The organism is Planococcus massiliensis, assembly GCF_000821325.1.
GTDB lineage: Bacteria > Bacillota > Bacilli > Bacillales_A > Planococcaceae > Planococcus > Planococcus ruber.
On the sequence record NZ_CCXS01000001.1, the window covers coordinates 2,694,146 to 2,714,340 of the forward strand.

The 20,195-nt window shown below is 48.0% G+C and carries 20 protein-coding genes, 1 pseudogene and 1 riboswitch; of the genes and pseudogenes, 6 read left to right on the plus strand and 15 right to left on the minus strand.

All coding sequences use genetic code 11. From position 1 onward, the window contains the following. Positions 1-45: 45 nt before the first annotated feature. The 9 genes and pseudogenes from BN1080_RS13445 to BN1080_RS13485 form a co-directional block, all read right to left on the minus strand. Positions 46-1,182, minus strand: coding sequence for an NADH-dependent flavin oxidoreductase (locus BN1080_RS13445; protein ID WP_052652755.1), 1,137 nt, complete (start codon positions 1,180-1,182; stop codon positions 46-48). A gap of 163 nt (positions 1,183-1,345) precedes the next feature. Further along, positions 1,346-2,329, minus strand: coding sequence for an aldo/keto reductase (locus BN1080_RS13450; protein ID WP_052652757.1), 984 nt, complete (start codon positions 2,327-2,329; stop codon positions 1,346-1,348). Positions 2,330-2,473: 144 nt separating this feature from the next. Next, the gene (locus tag BN1080_RS13455; protein WP_052652759.1) at positions 2,474-3,283 is read right to left on the minus strand and encodes a tryptophan-rich sensory protein; all 810 of its coding nucleotides are present in this window, start codon (positions 3,281-3,283) and stop codon (positions 2,474-2,476) included. Positions 3,284-3,310: 27 nt separating this feature from the next. Continuing rightward, positions 3,311-4,297 carry a YhdH/YhfP family quinone oxidoreductase gene (locus tag BN1080_RS13460; protein ID WP_052652761.1) on the minus strand — a complete coding sequence of 329 codons (987 nt, stop codon included), beginning with the start codon at positions 4,295-4,297 and terminating at the stop codon, positions 3,311-3,313. A 108-nt stretch (positions 4,298-4,405) separates the two neighbouring features. Beyond that, on the minus strand, positions 4,406-4,915 hold the full coding sequence (locus tag BN1080_RS13465; protein WP_052652763.1) for a YfiT family bacillithiol transferase: 510 nt from the start codon (positions 4,913-4,915) through the stop codon (positions 4,406-4,408). A gap of 90 nt (positions 4,916-5,005) precedes the next feature. Then, on the minus strand, positions 5,006-5,674 hold the full coding sequence (locus tag BN1080_RS13470) for a vWA domain-containing protein (protein ID WP_052654640.1): 669 nt from the start codon (positions 5,672-5,674) through the stop codon (positions 5,006-5,008). Positions 5,675-5,856: 182 nt separating this feature from the next. Next, entirely contained in the window at positions 5,857-6,981 is a 1,125-nt protein-coding gene (locus tag BN1080_RS13475; RefSeq protein ID WP_052652765.1) for a M20 family metallopeptidase, read from the minus strand. Positions 6,982-7,006: 25 nt separating this feature from the next. Continuing rightward, positions 7,007-8,398 carry a YfcC family protein gene (locus BN1080_RS13480; RefSeq protein ID WP_052652767.1) on the minus strand — a complete coding sequence of 464 codons (1,392 nt, stop codon included), beginning with the start codon at positions 8,396-8,398 and terminating at the stop codon, positions 7,007-7,009. Positions 8,399-8,604: 206 nt separating this feature from the next. Next, positions 8,605-9,162 (minus strand): annotated as a pseudogene (locus BN1080_RS13485) (ABC transporter ATP-binding protein); the annotation flags it as partial. Between the two features lie 3 nt (positions 9,163-9,165). Between BN1080_RS13485 and BN1080_RS13490 the strand changes: the two are divergent. Beyond that, positions 9,166-9,519 carry a sensor histidine kinase gene (locus tag BN1080_RS13490; protein WP_234398974.1) on the plus strand — a complete coding sequence of 118 codons (354 nt, stop codon included), beginning with the start codon at positions 9,166-9,168 and terminating at the stop codon, positions 9,517-9,519. A gap of 50 nt (positions 9,520-9,569) precedes the next feature. Here BN1080_RS13490 and BN1080_RS13495 read toward each other — a convergent pair whose 3' ends face one another. After that, positions 9,570-10,235, minus strand: coding sequence for a GNAT family N-acetyltransferase (locus tag BN1080_RS13495; protein WP_052652771.1), 666 nt, complete (start codon positions 10,233-10,235; stop codon positions 9,570-9,572). Between the two features lie 135 nt (positions 10,236-10,370). On the opposite strand from BN1080_RS13495, the gene BN1080_RS13500 reads away from it, so the two are divergent. Beyond that, a complete protein-coding gene (locus BN1080_RS13500; RefSeq protein WP_052652773.1) occupies positions 10,371-11,015 on the plus strand; it encodes a peptidoglycan-binding domain-containing protein in 645 nt (214 codons plus the stop codon). Between the two features lie 51 nt (positions 11,016-11,066). On the opposite strand, the gene BN1080_RS13505 is transcribed toward BN1080_RS13500, so the two are convergent. Further along, positions 11,067-11,384 carry a hypothetical protein gene (locus tag BN1080_RS13505; RefSeq protein ID WP_052652775.1) on the minus strand — a complete coding sequence of 106 codons (318 nt, stop codon included), beginning with the start codon at positions 11,382-11,384 and terminating at the stop codon, positions 11,067-11,069. A 342-nt stretch (positions 11,385-11,726) separates the two neighbouring features. Here BN1080_RS13505 and BN1080_RS13510 point away from each other — a divergent pair, with 342 nt between their 5' ends. Then, positions 11,727-13,259, plus strand: coding sequence for a tetratricopeptide repeat protein (locus BN1080_RS13510; protein WP_052652777.1), 1,533 nt, complete (start codon positions 11,727-11,729; stop codon positions 13,257-13,259). A gap of 244 nt (positions 13,260-13,503) precedes the next feature. Here the strand turns inward: BN1080_RS13510 and BN1080_RS13515 are convergent, their stop codons facing one another. The 3 genes from BN1080_RS13515 to BN1080_RS13525 all read right to left on the minus strand — a co-directional run bounded on the left by BN1080_RS13515 (position 13,504) and on the right by BN1080_RS13525 (position 15,583). After that, positions 13,504-14,001, minus strand: a complete 498-nt coding sequence (locus BN1080_RS13515) for a DUF4188 domain-containing protein (protein ID WP_052652779.1) — start codon at positions 13,999-14,001, stop codon at positions 13,504-13,506. Positions 14,002-14,003: 2 nt separating this feature from the next. After that, positions 14,004-14,555 (minus strand): PadR family transcriptional regulator, encoded by a 552-nt coding sequence (locus BN1080_RS13520; RefSeq protein ID WP_052652781.1) that lies wholly within the window; start codon positions 14,553-14,555, stop codon positions 14,004-14,006. A gap of 146 nt (positions 14,556-14,701) precedes the next feature. Further along, positions 14,702-15,583, minus strand: coding sequence for an amidase (locus tag BN1080_RS13525; RefSeq protein WP_052652783.1), 882 nt, complete (start codon positions 15,581-15,583; stop codon positions 14,702-14,704). A 46-nt stretch (positions 15,584-15,629) separates the two neighbouring features. Next, positions 15,630-15,721, minus strand: a riboswitch (cyclic di-GMP riboswitch). A 239-nt stretch (positions 15,722-15,960) separates the two neighbouring features. Between BN1080_RS13525 and BN1080_RS13530 the strand changes: the two genes are divergently transcribed. Continuing rightward, positions 15,961-17,064 carry a threonine synthase gene (locus BN1080_RS13530; protein WP_052654643.1) on the plus strand — a complete coding sequence of 368 codons (1,104 nt, stop codon included), beginning with the start codon at positions 15,961-15,963 and terminating at the stop codon, positions 17,062-17,064. Positions 17,065-17,243: 179 nt separating this feature from the next. After that, the gene (locus tag BN1080_RS13535) at positions 17,244-18,287 is read left to right on the plus strand and encodes an aromatic acid exporter family protein (protein WP_052652785.1); all 1,044 of its coding nucleotides are present in this window, start codon (positions 17,244-17,246) and stop codon (positions 18,285-18,287) included. Positions 18,288-18,338: 51 nt separating this feature from the next. Here the strand turns inward: BN1080_RS13535 and BN1080_RS13540 are convergent, their stop codons facing one another. Continuing rightward, a complete protein-coding gene (locus tag BN1080_RS13540; RefSeq protein ID WP_052652787.1) occupies positions 18,339-18,680 on the minus strand; it encodes a hypothetical protein in 342 nt (113 codons plus the stop codon). A 277-nt stretch (positions 18,681-18,957) separates the two neighbouring features. Between BN1080_RS13540 and BN1080_RS13545 the strand changes: the two genes are divergently transcribed. Beyond that, entirely contained in the window at positions 18,958-20,169 is a 1,212-nt protein-coding gene (locus tag BN1080_RS13545; RefSeq protein WP_052652789.1) for an EAL domain-containing protein, read from the plus strand. Positions 20,170-20,195 lie beyond the last annotated feature (26 nt).

Consider the following 20,195-nt stretch of genomic DNA (forward strand, 5'->3'; position numbering starts at 1 on the left):
GCTGAGAAAATGGCGCTTGCCTCTTGTTTTGAAAGTTATCAAAAATTAAACGTTCACTTCTTCTTCGATTTCGACCATTTTGTACATCGACATCAACTGCCAAAGCGGTCCCGGGATATCGAGCTTGCCTTTGCGCTCTTTTGGAACACTGTGGAAAATCTCGTCTTCTTTTCCTTGTTTCACTTTTTCCGTCCATTCCGGATCAACCAATGCTTGGCGGCCCATCACGACAATATCCGCGCCTTCTTTAAGTGCTGCAACGGCGTCTTCCGGTTTTCTTATGTTTCCGACAACGACGAACGCCACGCGGCCTGCAATTTGCTTAGACAGAATCTCCACAATTGTCCCTTCAATCGCTTCGTTATGCGGACGTTTTTTATAATCCATCAACGATACGTGCAAATAGTGGATGCCGCCTACGATTAACTTCTCAGTCAGGACTTTTGTTTCTTCGATCGTATAGCCAACACCCAAATCGCTGTATTCCTCCGGAGACAACCGGTAGCCGATAATGAATTCTTCATTTCCGAATTCTGCCACTACGCGCTTCACTTCTGCTAGAACAGCGAGCGGGAATTTCAAACGGTTCTCAAAGCTTCCGCCCCATTCGTCTTCGCGGCGATTGGTCGCTTCCGAGACAAATTGCTGAAGCAAATACGTATTCGCTCCGTGGATTTCCACGCCGTCAAAACCGGCTTCGATTGCACGGTGCGTCGTTTCGCCGAAGTCACGGATAATGTTCGTGATTTCTTCAGCTGTCAATTCACGGGGTGCTGCTTTCTCAGGCGTTCCCCCAACTGAACTTGGTGCTACCGTTTCATTTGCTTCAATCAGTTCCGGCTGCCCTTGGCGTCCACCGTGCTGCATTTGCAGAATGGCTTTATTGCCGTTAGTTTTCATTTCAGCGGCCAATTGCTTCAAACGTGGCATAATCAGGTCTTCCTTGAACGCGATGAATTGTCCCGGGAATGCGATGCCATTCTCTGAAACGGCGATGCAGGCAGTGATGAACAAGCTGCCGATATTCGAGCGGCGGCGGTAGTAAAGCAATTCTTCGTCCGATACCGTACCATCCGGATTTCCTGAGTATGTTGTCATGGGTGCAACGCCTAATCGGTCATTCAAAACGACGCCGTTCGGCAATGTGATTTCTTCGAATAATGCATTGAATTCTGGTTTCATCTATTGTATTCCCCTTTTCTTTTGGCTCATTTATCCAAATTAGCATAGGCGCTTCTCGACTACAAGAATTCTAGCTTACGTAATAACGGATTTTCCAACCATAAAAGAAACCCGAAAGGCACAGGTGCCATTTCGGATTCCTTCTCCTTTTTTCATGAAGTGTTTATTTTGGCAAGACCGCTTTTGGAGAAATCAGCTTCGCTTCAAGCAGCTCTTCCCAGAACGCAGCGGGAATCGTCGCGTTCAATGCCTGCAGGTCTTCCTTGATACGGTCCGGCCGTGTAGAACCCGTTACGACAGCTTTCACAGCTGGGTGTGCTGTGGAGAACTGGATCGCTGCATCTTTTAAATTTACGCCGTGGTTTTTGGCGACTTCTGTAAAGTGCTCGACTTTCTTTTTCTGTTCAGGCGTGATTTCTTTGTAGTCAAAATAATCTCCGCCAAACAAAGCACCGGAGTTGAAGGAACCGCCAATGATCAGCCCGCCTTCTTTTTCAAGCGCGAGCGGCATCATGCGTTCAAGCGCCCGTTCATGCTGGAGGATCGTATATTGGGTCGCAGATAAACTCAAATCCGGGTGGGCTTCTTCCAGTTCAAGCGCTACTTCGATCGGCGTTGTCGTATTGACGCCGAGCCCCCATGCTTTAATGACCCCTTCATCTCTAAGGCGATCCAGCACTTTAAAAGCTCCGCGGCGCGCTTCGTCAAACTTTGTAATCCACTCGTCCCCTAAAAAGTCGGGAGACAGATCGTGGACGAAAACCATATCGAGGCGATCAGTTTTCAAGCGCTTCAAGCTGTCTTCGATCGATTTCAACGTGCCGTCTTCGGTGTAATCCGTCTTGATTTTATTTTGCCGGCCATCTTCAAACAGCCCTTCTTTTTCTTCCTTTTCATCGAGGATGATTCGGCCGACTTTCGAGCTCAGGATAAATTCATCGCGGTTGTAAGTGGACAACACTTCCCCGAGCCGCATTTCAGCAAGTCCCGCCCCGTAGAACGGCGCTGTATCAAAATAGCGGATGCCAGCATCCCAGGCAGAACGGATCGTCTCAAGCGCCTCCTCTTCCGGAACTTCTCTGAACATATTGCCGAGCGGCGCAGTTCCGAGTCCAAGTTTGTTCTTTATCGTCAATTCGTTTTTCATGATTGAACACCTCTTTTAGGAAATGGGTTTAAAGGAAATCACAATTCCTATTTACCCTTTGCCAATGGAGATAAACGAATGGCTTTCTTTCCATAAACAAAACAGGCACAAGAACCTTATGCCTGTTTGATTCGCAATATGCTTTTACCGCGCGTGTTTTAGGAAAAGGGAATTTCCGTTCTTGATGAATCGATAAATGGCGGCGATCAGGAAAATCACGATGCCTGCAATCAAAAGCCCTTGGATGGCCGTTGAAAGCTCCGGATCGACGCGTCCGCTGTTATACGAGCCGTAGATGCCGAAGAATGCCCAGGCCAAAGGCAGCGGATAAGCCGCATTTTTGTACCGAGAGATGTAAATCAAGACAAATGCGATTGCTACCACAAGAATGATCAAGGTCCATACCGAATAGGAAATGCCGAAGCCGTTCCATTCCAGCTGCACCAATAGCAGTGAAGTGTTGACGACGGTCGCAATCGTCACCCATGCACAGTAGAGGGTAAAACTAAGACCTGCAAGTGTCGATGGCACTTCAAAGCGGTGCGTATAGATCTTCCCGATGATGACGAGCAAGGAAAACAGCATACCGATGATCAACAGCGTCGAGATGCCGAGGCGTTCATAGGAAAACGCCACAATCCACGCCATATTAAAAATGGAACTCAAGATAAACCAGGGCGAAATCAGCAAGATCAGTTCGCTGACGTTCCGCTGTTTCCGCTTGATGAAGAGATACGCTAACGTAATGAACAGCAGACTATAAATAACGCCCCAAATCGAAAACGTAAATGGCGCCGGGGAAATCAAGGTCAAATACTGGTCGGAAATGTCCCCTTGGCTCTGTCCGTTAAAGAAGCCGGACGAACCGAGATAATTCACGCCGAGCGTCAAAAAATAAAACACCAGATTCAATACTGCAAACAATTGCGTTTTTTTCAACATTTGATCTGTCACAATGGCTCCATCCTTTCTTATTTATGATTAGCAGTTTACAATCGTACGGCCTAAATGCTCTCCATTTTTCAAGGCATCAATGGTTTTGGGCACTTCTTCAAGCGACACTTCATCCACCAAAGTTGTGCCGGCAATATTCCAATCCGTTGCGATTTTTTCCCAAATCGGAGCGCGCTTTTCAATCGGCACGTTTACGGAATCGATGCCGAGCAGATTGATTCCTCTTAAGATAAACGGCAGGACCGTTGTCTTCAGTTCGACGCCGGCAGCCATTCCGCAAGTGCTGATGCTGCCGCCGTAGGAAATTTGCGGAATCAAGACAGACGTCACATCGCCTCCGACTGTATCCAATACAAAATCGAATTTTTGTTTATTCAATGGCTTTTTCAGCTCGCCCAACTCATCCGGGAAAATGACCGTATGGGCACCGAGTGATTTGGCCACCTCTGCCTGATGGTCTTTCCGGACCAATGCCGTAATGTCCCCGTAGCCGATTTTCGCGAGCATCTGTACGGCAATGCTTCCGACGCCGCCAGTTGAACCGGTCACGAGAACTTTCGGATTGTTCGCCGGGTCCATCCCCGCTTTCTCCAGCGCCAATATCGACAGGACCGCTGTGAATCCAGCCGTCCCGAAAACCATCGCATCCCGTAAGCTTAACTGCTCCGGCAACGGCACCACCCAATCGGCTGGAATCCGCGCATATTCAGCGAATCCGCCGGTATGGCTCATCCCCATTTCAAATCCGGTGACGATGACTTCCTGTCCTTCTGTAAAACGGGCATCCTCTGAACGCATCACCGTGCCGCTCAAATCGATTCCGGGAATCATCGGGTAGTTCCGGATCACGCCGCCGTTTTTCTGCACCGCCAGCATGTCTTTATAATTGATCGAAGAAAACGCCACTTTGATGAAAACTTCGCCTTTCGACAATTGGCCTTCCCTAATTTGCTCCACTCCGTAAGCCAGTTCGCCTTCCTTTTCGTTCACCACAATCGCTTTAAAAGAATCCATTCGTAATCCCTCCTTCCTTCTCTCTTCCCTAATAGGCTTTGCGGCAAAACACGATAGAGAAGATAAAAAGCACACCTGCTTTTTTACAGGTGTGCTTCTCCGTCCCATTCAGTTTTCCAACGCTATTTTAATATGTGCCAAATGATGCTCTTCATGCCAGCACAGCTTTGCAAGTTTGGTCGCGACACTGATCTCACCATTAGTTTCATGAGTGAAAACGCGCTTCAATTGATCTTCTGTCACGTGCTTCCCAAGTGCCACGATCCGTTCGTTCAGCCCTTCGAGCATTCGAATTGAACTTTCCACCGGCAATTCATTGTCGGGAAGCTCCGCCCATTTTTCCTGGTCAAAAGCCGGAACGGCCGGATTGTCGTCCGTCAATGCGAGTCGCAGGCGCTGATACATATTCAGCTGGGAATCCGCAATATGGTGCACGAGTTGGCGGACTGTCCAACTGCCTTCTCTGTACCTTTTGCCCAGCTGCTCATCAGTTAACGAATCTACCGTTTCGCGAAGGCGCGTGGTATAGCTTTCGATTTTTTCGAACCATCCATTCAGATCTTCCGCTTTTACGTGTTCAGGAACTTCTAATTTTCCAATCGGAAATTTCACATCCATTTGTTCAACCTCTTTCCCTTATGCGTATTTGAAAATCGTTCGGTTCACGCTCAATATACCAACGGGGCGGGCTTTTGTAAACCGAATGCTTTACTTTAAAATCCCTTTGTCTTTCGCTTCTTTCAGCCACATCGGAAATTCGTTCAGCAGCTGATTGTATAATTCCTCGTCCGACACTTGGCTGATATCGTCCACATGGAAGAAGTTCGCATTGTCGACGACCCGGCCGTCCATCGTGTCCAGCCGCCGCAAAACATCGAAATTCGAATCGCCAATGCCGACAAACTGCCAGAAAATCGGCTTGTCCGAGGACTCCACGATGAATTTCTTGATGCCGGATTTGCATCCGCCGTCATTGATGAACACCAGAAACACCGGCTCATCGCTCGGATCCTGCTTCGTATACTTGCGGATCACATCTTCCATCACTTTCGGCTCATCGTTGCGGCCAAATTTATGGACGCCGCTATTCGACAGGATGTTCTTTTCCACGTAGCCCATGAAAGTGGCTTCAGTCGCTGCCGGCAACCGGGAAAATTCGTTGTCGTACACCCAGACATCCAACTCACCGTCGTCATCGAACTGGCTCGCGACTGCGAGCACCCGCTCGACCACTTCCTGCACAACGCCTTCTTTGTACAATCTTCTCATGGACCCGGAAATGTCGAGGACCACACCGACTCTTGCTTTGACTCCGGTCAGCTTTTTCTTTTCAAGCACAATCGTTGCCGATTTTTTCTTTAAATCGATTCCACTGATTTTCTCTTCTTTCTCCGGCTTTTTGAAAAGGCCTAATTTATCAAATAAACCCAACGCATCCGCCTCCTGTACTGTTCTTGGTTCAAGTATACCGAGTTCCCAAACGAAATGACAGCTTCTCCTAAAAATGTAAAAAGAAAAAGCACAGCGGAAAATAGTTCCACTGTGCCTGGCAAATCTTTCTACATTTTCACTAACAATTTTGCGATAAGGGCCGCCCGCTTCGGCAGTTCCGAAATGACGATTTGTTCGTTGCGTGCATGGATTCCGACACCTAGCGCACCTAAGCCGTCAATTGTCGGAATGCCCATAGCCGCGGTAATATTGCCGTCACTCGCCCCGCCGACCGATGCCTCATCAAGCTCCAAGCCAAGTTCAGCTCCGGCTGCCTTCGCCATTTCAACAAGCCGGGCAGTTTGTTCGGTACGTTCCATCGGCGGGCGTGAAATGTCCCCTTCTACCGTAAGTTCCGTGCCTTCTAAAAACGGTTTCAACCCGCGGATCAGCTTGTCAATTCGCTCCTGTTCGCTGGTCGAAGTGGCCCGAACGTCCACACCGATTTCTGCGCTGTCCGGCACGACATTCAGTTTGCCGCCGCCTTTGACCAATCCGATATTGATGGTCGTCCCTTTTTCGTAATCCGTCTGCGACTCCAAATACTCGACCGCACGTGCCGCTGCACGCAGTGCATTGGCGCCTTCGTGATGGTTGTTTCCTGCATGGGCGGATTTTCCGGTAAAGCGGATTGTGTAGCGGGCAGATCCTTTGCGCGCAGTTTTCAGCGCACCGGTTCCGACGACAGGCGGCTCGGTTACAAGAGCTGCGCTGCATCCTTCAGCTGTACGGCGGATGACGTCTCTTGAAGACGGACTGCCGATTTCTTCTTCGCTCGTAAACAAGTAGACGATTTTCTTCTGCAGCGGAAGCCCAAGTTCTTTGATCGCCTTCAACGCCCAAATCCCTTGGACCAAACCGCCTTTCATGTCGAGGATGCCTGGTCCGTAGGCGGTATCCCCTTCCAACCGGTATGGCAGCTCGCCCGGGTCCCACACTGTGTCAAAATGGGAGAGGATAAGGACCGATTCTTCCCCTTCACCAACCTCCAGCTTGTAGTGATTCCCGTATTCTTTTTCCGGAATCACTTCTGCCTGGTTGCCGATATGGCGTTCCAGCAATTCCTGGATGCGCATTCCGCAGCGGTCAGTTGTTTTCTTATCAAGTGAAGGCGAATCGCTTTCCACCAAATAACGGATGTCTTCCAATATTTCTTTTTGGTGTTCTTCCATATACTTCAACACTGAATCCATCGGTAGCCCTTCTTTCTTTTTCGATTTATTGATAGCCGGTAAGGACGGCAATGCCGACCATAGCGATGCCGACAACTGTCCACAGCAGCATAAGCGGCAAGACAAACTTAAACCATTTTGAATATGGAATTTTCCCGACAGCGAGAACCGCCATCAAAATTCCCGAAGTCGGCGCTATGATATTTGTCGTACCGTCGCCAAGTTTAAAGGCAAGGACGGCTGTCTGCCGTGTAATATCCAGCATATCTGCAAGCGGCACCATGAACGGCATGACGATCGCTGCTTGGCCCGTGCCCGATGTGATGATCAGATTGAACAGCAAATTGAAGATGAACATGGCGATCGCTGCGAGAAACAGCGGAAGCTCCGCCATCGGGATAAAGGCTGCATTGACGATCGTATCAAGCACTTTGCCGTTCTCGAGGACAATTACGACCGCTCGTGCCAGTCCAATAACGAGCGCTCCGTAGACAATTCCTTGAGCCCCTTTGATGAAGACTTGTACGTATTCGTTCATTCTGAGGCGCCCGACAATCGCTGCCGCAATCGACATCATGATGAAAATTCCGGCCAATTCGTTCGTACTCCATTCAAACTGGAACACACCGTAAATGAAAAATGCCATAAATAATAATGATGTGAGAAGCACCAATTTGTGGCGGCCGGTAAACGGCCCGAATTCTTCCACTTTTGGTTGATCTGTTCCATCCGTCTCCGAAAACTTGATGATGCTTTTAGACGGATCTTTGCTGATGCGTTTTACATAAAGCAATATGTACGTCATCGTAATAACCAACAAAATAAAGAAGGCTGTCAGCCGCAAGTGCCAGCCAGAAAACAGCGGCAACTCCGCAATCGATTGAGCAAGCCCCGTGATGACCGGATCGAACGTCCCCGTTGCAACGCCGACATACTGCCCGAGATACACCATCGCGACACCGATGATCGGATCCAGTTTCAGTGCCCTGGCTAAAATAATCCCAATCGGAATAAAAGCAATAATGGCATTTCCGCTAATGCCGACAAAATCCATCACAGCGAAAATCATGATAAACGCAGCAACCAGCACGTATTTCTGGTTTTTCGCCCGGCCGATCAATGCGTTGACGCCCGAATTGATCGCTCCTGTATGATCAATAACCCCGACCGCACCGCCGATGATCAATACCATGAAAATAATCGGTGCCGAATCAACCAAGCCTTGCTGAATCGAAGTGAAAATCGACAGCAGCGTCGTTGGATCGTTCTCGATGCGTTCATAAGTTCCTTCTATTACAATATTGCGGCCATCCACTTCTTCCCGCTGAAATTCTCCAGCAGGTACAATGTACGTCAAAAGAACCGCCAGCAATAAAATTGCAAAGATGATGACAAACGCATCCGGCATTTCAAACCTTCTTTTCTTCACCTTCTCCATCTTCTAATCCCCTTTGGAAACCGCTCCATTCATGCCCTCATTATCTGCCATATTATGGATAACAATTTCTGTTTATTATCATTATTTTCCGATAACAAGCGTAACAATGAGACATTATTCTGTCAAATGGAGGCGCCATCTTCTTTGGGGTCGATAGAACGAAAAAAAGATTGGGCAGAAAAACTGCCCAATCTTTTCTTCTATTATTATGCTTGCAGCGTCAAGACACCGTCAGCCATGCGATAGACTTTATCGCAGAACTCCAGCATCCGCTCATCATGCGTTACCATGACGGCCGCTTTGTTGCGGTCTTTTACTTCTTTGCGGATTTGCTTCACGACTTCAAAGGCCCGGTTGGAATCCAAGCTTGCCGTCGGTTCATCGGCCAGAATGATGTTGGAGTTGTTGACGAACGCACGGGCGATTGCTACACGCTGCCGTTCCCCACCGGACAATTCGTTCGGGAATTTCGTCAGTTTTTGGCTAAGCCCCAGGTCGTTCAACAAGGTTTTGGCAAATTCCACGTCTTTCGAAGTCACTTTGCCTTTCATTCGGCGAACCAGCAACAGTTGGTCCAATACGTTCAAGTACGGGATCAAGTTCGCTGTCTGCAGGATGAATCCGATATCGGTCAGGCGGAACGACGAAAGATCCGTTTCTTTCATCTCTCCGATATTCGTGCCGTTTACGAGTACTTCACCAGACGAAGGCTGCAGCAAAGCGCCTGCGATGGAAAGCAAGGTACTTTTCCCGGAGCCGGACGGACATTGGAACCGATCGACATCTACGCCGATGAGCATTTAATGGAACAAGTCTGGGACAATCTCCTGACAAACGCCATCCGCTACAGCGAACCAAAAGGCAAAATTGTCGTGACGTGCGCTCGTGAAGGCGACTACGCTATCGTCTCCATCCCGGACCGCGGCATCGGCATCCCGGAAGACGCGCTTGAAAAAGTGAAGGAACGCTTTTACCGCGTCGACGCTTCCCGTTCGAGCCAAAGCAGCGGCTTGGGCCTCGCGATTGTCGCGGAAATCATCGAACGGCACGGGGCCGAATTCGAGATCGAAAGCGAACTCGGCAAAGGCACGACTGTGACCGTCAAACTTCCAAATTCATAAACAAAACCCGTCATGTGCAAAGAAATTCTGCACATGACGGGTTTTTTCTTTTATCCCCCAAAAGGGTTCTTCCATTCCATCAGCAAAGCATACCCTTTCGATTCTTCGTCCTCCAAATAATTTGGCACCACGCTCACCGGCGTTCGTCCGCAGCGAAGCAAAAACGAAATGACCGGGTCTTTCAATTTCCCTTCGATCACGCTTTCCACGTATTGTTCGGCTGTAAGTTTATCGGCGTAGCGATGGTAGCCCGGCATCCTGCCGCCGCCAAGCACGCGCTCCAACCCGTCCTGCACAGTGCGTTCATATAGAGCTTGCATCAACAGATGGCCAAGCTTCAGCGAACGGAATTTCGGGCGAATGCAAATGTCGACGACATAAAGCGTCTTGCCGTCCGGCTTATGGTTGCGGATAGAGCCGTTGTCCGTCGCTTCTTCCCACGTATGTTCAGGGTGCGCCGGATCAAAATCCGTCAGCAGCGCCGTAATCGATCCGGCAAGTTCCCCATCGATTTCCACGCAGATGGCCCCTTCCGGATACAATGCCACGTGATTCGCCAATTGCCCCTCATTCCACCAGAGCTCCGACGGAAACGGCGGCGGAAAACTTTCCTGCTGGATCGCGATCAATTCGGGAAAATCAGTCCGGCTGTAATTGCGGACCACTGCCGCGACAGGCTTTTCACCGTCAAAAACGTATTGCTTTTTTTCGTACATGGCTCTCCCTCCAGAAACGTTTGTTTTCATTATGAAGGAAATAAAAAATAAGTAAATTAAAGCCATCACTCATCGTTTCGATTCTGAATGATCCGGGTATACAGATGGCAAAATAAAATCCAGGAGGAATCAACCGTGAAGAAAAAATGGATTCCCGCGCTACTGGCATTCGGATTATTGGCCGCATCTCCCATAGCTATTCAACCAGCGGAAGCAACTAGCCACACCACTGCTGTCCAGGAAAACAAGCTGCCAGCCAACTTGGCAAATCTCATGAAAATTGCCCCGGAGCATCAGTTCACCCTGCGCAAAGGAAGCACACGGATTGAAGTGAAACTCCTCCAATGGACTTTGAATCATTACGGATTAAAAACAGAGGTTGATGGCGTTTTCGGCAACAAAACTTTGGCGAATGTCCGGAAATACCAAGCGGAAAAAGGCTTGAAAGCCGATGGCATCGTCGGCATGTATACATGGGCCGCACTTTATGCGGAACACGAGAAACCTGCAGAGCCGGACGGTGAACTGCCGGCGAAACTCCGGAACTTAATGGACATTGCGCCGGAGCATCAGTTTATCCTGCGTGAAGGAAGCAAACGCATTGAAGTCCAACTGCTTCAATGGACTCTGAATGAATATGGACTGCCCACCACGGTCGATGGTATCTTCGGTCCAAAGACCAAACAAAATGTTTTAAAGTATCAAGCCGCTAAAGGTTTGAAAGTCGATGGCGTAGTCGGCACCTATACATGGGCAGCGCTATACGCAGAATATCGGTAACATTAAATCAAGCCCGTCCGGCAAAATCGGACGGGCTTTTTCCTGTTTTATTCAAGAAGGCGTTTCTTTCGTTTTGCTGTAATGATCGTAAGCAAAATAGCCGCACAATAAACCAAGTGCCGCACCTAGCGAAATGGCTGTCCCCATGAAAACGGGGGAAAAGAGGCTGAAAAGTACACCGCCAGTGCTTCCAAAAACCAGGCCGAGCGGAATCAAGCTGTTAAGCCAGGTTTGAGCTTCTGCTGTTTTTTTGTTGCCGAGTGTCCCCTTCTTTTGCTTTGCTTTGAGGCTTTGAATCACAAAGAGCGCGATGGCCCCGCCGATGACAATAGGCAGCAGGATAAAAGCAATGCCGATAGCATTTTCCATAAGAAAAACTCCTTTCATTTGCAGTCCCATTCAAAATCAGTTTTTCCAATTTTCTGTAAAAATCTATTAGTGCCCACTATAGCAATCCCTAAAACGTTTGTAAACAAATCGAAAGCAATTCTTCGTTTTTATAGCGGTCTTTCGCGGTAAATAAGGTCTAAATGCTTATAAAAAAGTGATATATTCCATCACATATAAATGTTAATCTATAGAAAACTTAATAGAAGAATATTCATATTCATCCTTGTTATGGTTAAAGTTAGATCGCTGTTCCGTGAGCATTCTGTTCCTATCATCCGGCATCTATTCAGTTTGAATTTCCTATAGAAAGTAGAGAACAACATGAAGTTTCTGGCAAAAGCATTCTTTTTACTGATTTTATTCACCGGCATCAGCATCGGCAGTTATTGGCTCATCTTTAGCCAAGGGTTGATCCTCGGACTATTCCTTGCTTTGGTGCTGCTCATTTTTTGTTTAGCGGTAGTAGCCCTGAGCCTCTATGGCCTCCACACCGGCCAGCTCGCCAAGCTGCGTTTGGCTAACCGGATGGAAGTTGCCAGCCTGCTGATTTTGACGGTCTACTTCAGTTCAGCGGTTGGCCTGTTTGCACTCGCCAATACCTTGATCGAAGCGAAAGATTTGACGAAAGATTTTACAGCGGCAGAAAAAACACAAACCCTGGCTTTATCGTTTTTTAACAGCGCTTCCTCCCAAAACGTCGTCGGCACAATCGAGAAAAACGGCATTTCATATTCGTATACGACTGCCACAAAAGATGAAATCGATAAAGTCGATGCACTCCTCAGCCAGGAAAAAGAACGGATTGATGCGTTTTTCGGCAATGAAAGCAAAGGCGAGCTGACGATTGTCTTCCATGATGATTTCGACACCTTGTCTGAAGCCTCCGGCATTGAAGACGCACTGGGCTATTATGATTACTACACGCAGGAAATTCATCTCGTTCCGGACGAGTATTCATGGGACGTGACGCTGCTTCACGAATACACCCATCATCAAAGCCATCTGTACTCCACGGAACAAGGCTTGTCGGAAACACGTCTGCCGGCTTGGTTTGAAGAAGGAACCGCTGAATACTTGGCAGGCGAAAGCAGCGACTGGTATGAAATAGAGGAAGTGGAAGCCATTGATTTTCATCTCATGGACCACAACTTTACGTTCCACGATACGTACACCCGCGACTTCGACCCTTACGTCCAAAGTTTACTCGCGGTCGAATCGCTTGCCCATGCGTATGGCGAAGACCAATTGCAATCGTTCCTCGCAGCGAAAATGCCAAGCGAATTTTATAAAATGCTGGAAGAAACAACGGAGATGAAGCTCGCTGACTTCCAAAAAACGTTTCTGGATGACCTGATCGCAGAAAGCAAAGCGGAGTCTGAAGCATACGACGCAGCCTACAAAGCGCTGGAAAATAAAAACCATAAAGAAGCACAAAGACTGATTGATGAGCTGTCTGCAGAAGCTTCTGACGAAGAGCTGGCTCGGCTCGCTTGGATGCAGACAGACCTTTACCTCATGCAGGACCAACTGGATGAAGCGATTGCCTTTATGGAAAAACGGTTGGAAACAAGCGGCCCGCAATACCGGACGGACGATTTGATGACACTTGCCGAATTTTACGTACTCACCGATCCTGAAAAATCGTTGGAATTGATCGAGCAAGCAGATGAAGAAGCCATTGACGACTCATACGCTTACGAGCTGGAGGCATACTTAGAAGCTTACGGATTGATCAATTCCCCTTCACCGCAGGAAGGCTATGAAATTCTTTTGGACGAAGAACTGATTTACAATGAGACCATTTTAGAGGAAGTGACGGAGAAGATGGAGAACGAGTTTCCAGCAGCTAGTTGATCGATAAACAAAAGCTTCCGCATTTGTGTGTGCGGAGGCTTTTTTCAGTGTTCTGAAAAAGATAGAAATGTAAAAGGTTTTATTCAAGAAACATCCTCTCCGTATTTTGCTCTATATCTTGGGCAAGTGCATAGCGCTGCAGTGCGAATTCAAGAAGTCGATGCGCTCATCCAACTAGTTTCTCGACAACCTGGAAAAAGCTTGTCTCTTTGAAGGCAAGCTTTTTTATAGATTGGCTTTTCTATTAAACATCCGCCTGCTTCAATTTCCCGCTGTCAAACCGCTTTCGCGCTGAACCGCGTGCTGCCGTGATCGGAATGTGGTTTAATGCTTTTCCTAATCCGTAGAGCGGCATATTCCCATAAAGGGATTCGTAATTTCCTGCCGGCACTTCATAAGTTTCGTGATAGATGCCGACCGCGTCGTTATTGCCGATTTTTTTGTTGAAGTTTTTCCATGCAGCCAAGTGTTTGTCGTTTTTAGCATACGCCATGAGGTCTTCAGTCGAGCGCCAATATTGGATCATGACGGTGCTTCTTAGGCCGAAATAATTTTCCATTGAGATGAACCCAAGCTCTTCCTTATGGGTATAGAGCTCTTTGATCATCCCGGGCATGGCGTTAAAAACCGGGAGCCATTTAGTCACTGCGCGCCGTTTGTTGATCCGCATGCCAATTAGAAAGATGACGATGTTTTCATTGTTTTCGGTCGTGAAACGTCCGGGGAAAACTTCTTTGCCCATTTCTATTCCTCCTTCGAAATCGCTTCAAGCGTCACGGTGCACCATTCGATTGCCGCTTTTGTCGTTCGCTTTCCGTAATCCAAGGTGAAAAGCCAATACTTCGTGTCCTCTCCTTCCCCATAATTATTTTGCAGCATCTCTTCAATTCCGGTATACGCCGCGTAGCGGTTTTCCAGCTTTGCCTTGTATTCCTCCAACTGATCAGTGGTTGTTTCTTTCGACTGGTGGCTACCGAAAAATAGCTTCAGTAAAATTTCATTCCGCTCCACCGGAATTTGCTCAATCGGTTCTTCGAGCCAAGTTTTCAGCACTTCTTTTCCTTTAGGCGTCAGCTCGTATTCATTTTTGCCTTGCTTCGAATCTTCGGACGATGCACTAACGGTTGCCAGGCCTTCGTCTACAATCAGCTTCAACGTCGGATAAATTTGGCCATAGCTGATTTTCCAAAAATGGTTCAGGCTTCGGTCAATCATTTGCTTGATGGCATAGCCTGACCTGCAATCCGTCGTTAATAATCCAAGAATCGCATACGTCGTATGATTATAATTCTTCAACTCATTCACCCTATCTAAAAGATATATATCTATTAGATATATAATAACTCTCAATTGACAGAATTGAAAGTCTTTTTTGATAAAAAATAAAAAAGAACAAGCCCTGCCGAAGGGACTTGTTCTTTTTACATATATCTTGTCTCACTTTATGGTTGCAATGTCATCCAGCTGCCAACATGATGGACCGCATTTCCTTTATAAGCGGGGTTTCCGGCAAAATGAGCAGCTACTTTCGCCAGCTCCTGATTCATAAAGGCTTCGCCTTCTTCCGCAAAAGTGATGATGCTGCCTTCATCGGTTTCTCCGGTTTCAACGCCTACCACGATGCTTTTGCCGAGGCGCTGCGCCGTGGCCATTTCGCTTTTGACGATTTCGATAATCATCGGCGCTGAATCACGGTAAGCCATGATGGTTACGCCGGCCGTATTGGCAATGACCCAATCTGCCAGCAAGCCTTTGCCGTAAGTGTTTTTGTAAGTGATTTCGTCAAACCAGAAAGGCATGTCGGCTTCCAACGGGAGACCTAATTCAGCTGTGCTATTAGCGGCTCTTTGGAGCAGCGACTGGTAAGATTTAACGGTGGCTGCCTGGTTCGTATTCCAGCCGCTGTAGAGATACGGTTCCACGTCCAGATGGACCCCTGCGAACCGGCTGTCTTCCAGCGCCTCCGCTTGATAGTCGGCCACCCAAGCCAAGAAACGATCTTGGTTAGTATAGCCTTTCGGCGCTGCCCATGCAGGAGCTCCGTCCAGTGCATAGACATCAATTCCAGCAGCTTTCGCCTTTTTGATGAAACTTCTATAGAGCTCTTTTGAAATGTCCCGATCAATTTGAACGTACACTTTATTTACTTGCTTAGTTTCCAAGAAGGCTAATGTTGCCGCTTCGTCGCTTACGAACATCCACGGATTCCATAGCCATGTCGCATGGACTGGCTCGGGTATTTCATTTGCATGAGCTTGGCCCGGCAGGCAAAAAGCCGCTAAAGAAAAAAATGCCATCGCAACGATCACCATATTTTTGAACATTGATTATTTTCCTCCATTCTGTGAACCGCGGCTCACAGAATGTGCGCCTGGCAGCCTGACAACCGTTCACTGGAATTCCAGTGGTTAGGCTCATGGCTTTGCGTCCTTCCCTTTCGGATAAGTTTGCCTTTTTCAGATGATTTTTTCTAATTCTACTGCATCTAAATGCCCTAAATCTAAAGGCTATGGTCCTATTAATTCGCGGTGTCCCTTATATTTATCATTACAATAAACGGCTTCTTTAATCACCTTTCTTTTCTTTTGATACACTTATAGAAAATATAAGAAATTTAGCGAAAAGCAAGATGAAGTCGAAAGCTAAAACATCTTCACGACCGAATGGCCTTGTTGAAAAAATTTTGAAAGGAATGATAGTGATGGAACAGTTTGTCTGCAATGAATGCGGAAAAATGCATGAGGTAACGGCGACGCTTTGGAAATGTACATGCGGCGGTGTCTTGGATATCGTCAAAGAAACGCCGAAGGTTGATCCCGCTTCTTGGAACCAGTATCCGAATTCGCTCTGGCGCTATGTTGCAACGATGCCTTTTGAACAAGGATCGGATACCTGGAAATCCGTCACAATGGGCGAAGGCCAGAGCCCTTTGATTCTGCTAGATGCTGAAGCGCCGAATACATACGTAAAAGTGGACTACATGATGCCGACCTTATCCTTCAAAGACCGGGGCGCCGCGGTTTTGATGGCAAAAGCCAAAGAACTCGGAGCAGCCAAAGTCATTGCCGACAGCAGCGGAAATGCCGGGACAGCGATTGCGGCTTACGCAGCCCGCTGCGGCATTCCCTGCGATATTTACTTGAGCGATACGACTTCTCCGAAGAAAATCGCACAAGTCGAAGCACACGGCGCCACAATCAAAGAAATCCATGGCTCGCGTGAAGATGTCGCAGCCGCTGCCCAGCAAGCCGTCGCAGCTGAAAATGTCTTCTACGCAAGCCATGTGTACAATCCGTACTTCTATGAAGGAACGAAAACCTATGCTTATGAAATTTACGAGCAGCTCGCGGAAACTCCGGACGCTTTAATCGTTCCGGTCGGCAACGGCACGCTCCTGCTCGGCGCTTACTACGGTTTTCAAGAATTGCTTGCTAACCGCTTGATTGAGAGGATGCCGAAAATCATCGCCGTCCAAGCCGAAAACTGCGCGCCGCTTGCCACGGCTTACCGCAATGGACAACAGAAAGCGGAAGCTGTGGCGAATAAAGGCACGCTTGCAGAAGGAATCGCCATTGCAGCCCCTGCCCGCTCCAAGCAAATTCTCGAAGCGGTGCGCGGCACAGGCGGGACCTTCATCGAAATCAGTGAGAAAGAAATCTTAACGGCCCGCCAGCTTTTGGCCGATAAAGGATTTTATGTCGAAGTGACATCGGCCATAAACTATGCCGGCTATTTAGCCTACAGATCAGCAGCTGAAGAGAAAATCGTCCTTCCGCTTTGCGGAGCAGGAATCAAATCAGAATAATTTCTTTCAAATAGTCCTTAGCAGCCGCCTTCAACTTTGTACGCACTCTGCAGATTAAAGTTGAAGGCGGCTATATTTTTGCATGCCAAAATACGATTGTTGTAGAGCCGCAGCAGAAAGGAATGATATACTATACTTCGGTAAAATTTCTTAAGAAAAGGAGAGGTGGTCAAAATCTTATGCGCCCCTTTCATTTCAATGGCAGCCGGATTTTAAAAACCGGGATCGCCATTTTTTTAACGGCCATCATTTGCGAATGGTTCGGCTGGCCGCCTGTCTTTGCGGTCATTACAGCGATTGTGACAATCGAGCCGACCGTCAGCGATTCCATTAAAAAAGGACTTGTCCGATTTCCTGCTTCGGCGATCGGTTCTGCTTTTGCGGTTCTGTTCATCACCTTGTTCGGGAATTCCCCGATTACGTATGCGCTCGCTGCCGTTGCAACGATTTTGGTCTGTTCCAGACTGAAGCTGCATGACGGCTTGCTCGTAGCTACATTGACAGCTGTTGCGATGATTGAAGTCATCCATGACCATGTCTTGATCGCCTTCTTTATTCGCCTCGGTACCACGACGATCGGGCTGCTGGTTTCCACGGCTGTGAATATGCTCATTTTCCCGCCGAACTACCAGCGGGACATTCTAAAAAGCATCCAGCGCATCAGTGCACATGCCGGAAGAATGCTCGAACACACTTTCCATACGACCCTTTTTGAAGGCGATGCGAATCTTCCAGAAGACAAAGAGCTCGTGAAGCGGCTGACGACGGAAATCCAAAAGACCGAAAAGCTCATTCATTTTCAGCGGGACGATTTCAGTTTGTACGCAAAAGTCCGGAACCGGCAAACGGAACTTCAGATGGCAGAACGGCAATTGCTGTTTTTACATAACCTCGAATTCCATTTGGACGCGCTGCTTCGGACCCCATCGGACCATTTAAAGTGGACGCCGGCCGAGCGGAACATCATTATGCACGCCGTGGCAGAACTTGCGGACGATTTGCAGAATTCCACGAGCTACAATCACGAAAAGCATCAGCAGCAGTTAAAAATCATTACCGATTTCTTCTGGGACGACAGCAAAAGCGCTTCGACAAGCGATACGCTCCACCCTACCCTGTTTCCGCCAGAGTTCAAGATCCTGTATGAGCTCATCATGATTTACGATCTGGTGGACAAGTTTTTCAATCCGGGTACGGTGAAGGCTGCGGCAGAAGCGGAATGAAAAATAAGAATCGGCCGCACCGGAAGTTTCCGGTGCGGCCGATTTTTTGGTTTATTCAACAATTTCGTACGTAATGATAAACGAGCCCAGCATGCTTTGGACCTCGTCCACTTTTGCGATCAGTTCATCCCCGACTTCCACTCCCGGGTTTTTGGATGATACAAAGTTCAAATGCTCTCCTGTTTGAAGGTTGTAGCCGAAGGCGCTTGCCGGTTCGATTGCATCGACTGTAAAGGATACGGTTTTCCCTTCAAGTTCTTCTCCAGCGTTTAATGCTTCCTCAAACTCCGCTGTTGTGTAATCCGCAGTTGGGGCCGCTGAAGAACAACCCGCGATTGCGAGCATCACCATCAAAAACAGAATGAGCCGTGCTGCGTGTTTCGTCAATTTCATTTCGTCCTCTTCTTTCCAATGAATCGTTGTTTCATGTATTTTGTCTTGCCCTATCTATTATTATTCTCCACTTATCCGGAATCAATATGGTTTTGGCAAATGAAGATCAATTCCCATAGAAATTTGACAACATTTTGTCAAACGCCTCAATAATCTTGTATTCCTCTTTTCATTATGCCGAAATCACACATCCATAAAACTGCATCGCTATTTGAACAATTCCTTCAATTCAGCTAAACTATTTAAATATTCGTGACGATACAAAGGAGGTCCCGCAATGGATCCGTTAACGCTTCTTGAAAATCTGCATAAAGCGAAGCCGGCCTTCCAGCCGATCGTGAGCGCAGAAAAACATAAAGTCATCGGCTACGAAGTGCTTGGGCGCTATGAAGACGACGGCACTTGGATAAGCCTCGGCGATTTTTTCCACGACCCGGATGTGCCGGATGAATTTAAAATTGAAGTCGATCAGGACCTTCTGCAAAAAGCAGCAGCTGAAATGCTCGAAGCGGGCAATTCCGGATTTCTCTTCATTAACCGCAACGCCAAGCAGCTCTTAACGAACGGCGGCGAAGATTTCCTGCATACTTTGCGGCAGCTTGAACAAAAAGGGTTCGCGATGGAACGGATCGTGCTGGAAATCACCGAGCACGATTTTGAAGAGGATTTTGATGTCTTAAACCATCTGCTTCTCTACTATAAAACGTACGGCATCAAAATCGCGGTCGATCATGTCGGCGCCAAAAGCTCCAATATCGACCGCATCCGCCAATTAAAGCCGCATATTTTCAAAATCGATACGGGGCTGATCCGCAGCAACCGCCCCGAAGTTTTTCAAGACATCATTTACACACTCACGGTGTTGGCACGCCGGATCGGAGCGGTTTTCCTGTATGAAAACATCGAAGACAGCCACCAGCTGCAGTTCGCCTGGAAACACGGTGGCCGTTACTACCAAGGATTTTATTTGGCCAAACCGGATTTCCAATTGGCCGATTCCTTGGCTACCGACACGAGAGCGCATGTCCAGGAATTCGTTAAACGCGAGAAATCGCTCATCGATGCCCGGCTCGCGTTTTCATCCGCCTGTGAAGACAAAGTGAAAAAGGCGATTCCGGAGTGGCGCGGCGAACCCGATGCAGACCGTTTTCTCGAGAACATCAAAGCGCCTTTTAATGAAGAAAGTTTCCGGATGTACATTTGCGACAGCGAAGGCCAGCAAGTGTCTTCCAACTTCCGAAAGCGCGACGGGCACTGGGAAATCGAACCGGAGCAAAAAGGCTCGCACTGGGCATTCCGTCCGTATTTCTTAGAGAACACAATGCGCATGCGCACGCTGCACCACGGCATCCTGTCCGACACGTATTCGGATATTGAAACCGGCGAAATGATCCGCACGTTCAGCTATCCGCTGCCGGACCAGTATTTCCTGTTCGTCGACATCAGCCCCTCCTATATCAGCGACAAAGACTATTTGTTGTTTCAATGAAAGACGAAAAGCCATTCTGCCGGGCC

Excerpts from the sequence above, each read along its gene's own strand:
- BN1080_RS13445 (WP_052652755.1), bottom strand. The coding sequence starts at position 1,182 with ATGAAACCAGAATTCAATGCATTATTCGAAGAAATCACATTGCCGAAC.
- BN1080_RS13450 (WP_052652757.1), bottom strand. The coding sequence starts at position 2,329 with ATGAAAAACGAATTGACGATAAAGAACAAACTTGGACTCGGAACTGCG.
- BN1080_RS13460 (WP_052652761.1), bottom strand. The coding sequence starts at position 4,297 with ATGGATTCTTTTAAAGCGATTGTGGTGAACGAAAAGGAAGGCGAACTG.
- BN1080_RS13465 (WP_052652763.1), bottom strand. The coding sequence starts at position 4,915 with ATGGATGTGAAATTTCCGATTGGAAAATTAGAAGTTCCTGAACACGTA.
- BN1080_RS13475 (WP_052652765.1), bottom strand. The coding sequence starts at position 6,981 with ATGGATTCAGTGTTGAAGTATATGGAAGAACACCAAAAAGAAATATTG.
- BN1080_RS13480 (WP_052652767.1), bottom strand. The coding sequence starts at position 8,398 with ATGGAGAAGGTGAAGAAAAGAAGGTTTGAAATGCCGGATGCGTTTGTC.
- BN1080_RS13495 (WP_052652771.1), bottom strand. The coding sequence starts at position 10,235 with ATGTACGAAAAAAAGCAATACGTTTTTGACGGTGAAAAGCCTGTCGCG.
- BN1080_RS13505 (WP_052652775.1), bottom strand. The coding sequence starts at position 11,384 with ATGGAAAATGCTATCGGCATTGCTTTTATCCTGCTGCCTATTGTCATC.
- BN1080_RS13510 (WP_052652777.1), top strand. The coding sequence starts at position 11,727 with ATGAAGTTTCTGGCAAAAGCATTCTTTTTACTGATTTTATTCACCGGC.
- BN1080_RS13515 (WP_052652779.1), bottom strand. The coding sequence starts at position 14,001 with ATGGGCAAAGAAGTTTTCCCCGGACGTTTCACGACCGAAAACAATGAA.
- BN1080_RS13525 (WP_052652783.1), bottom strand. The coding sequence starts at position 15,583 with ATGTTCAAAAATATGGTGATCGTTGCGATGGCATTTTTTTCTTTAGCG.
- BN1080_RS13530 (WP_052654643.1), top strand. The coding sequence starts at position 15,961 with ATGGAACAGTTTGTCTGCAATGAATGCGGAAAAATGCATGAGGTAACG.
- BN1080_RS13535 (WP_052652785.1), top strand. The coding sequence starts at position 17,244 with ATGCGCCCCTTTCATTTCAATGGCAGCCGGATTTTAAAAACCGGGATC.
- BN1080_RS13540 (WP_052652787.1), bottom strand. The coding sequence starts at position 18,680 with ATGAAATTGACGAAACACGCAGCACGGCTCATTCTGTTTTTGATGGTG.
- BN1080_RS13545 (WP_052652789.1), top strand. The coding sequence starts at position 18,958 with ATGGATCCGTTAACGCTTCTTGAAAATCTGCATAAAGCGAAGCCGGCC.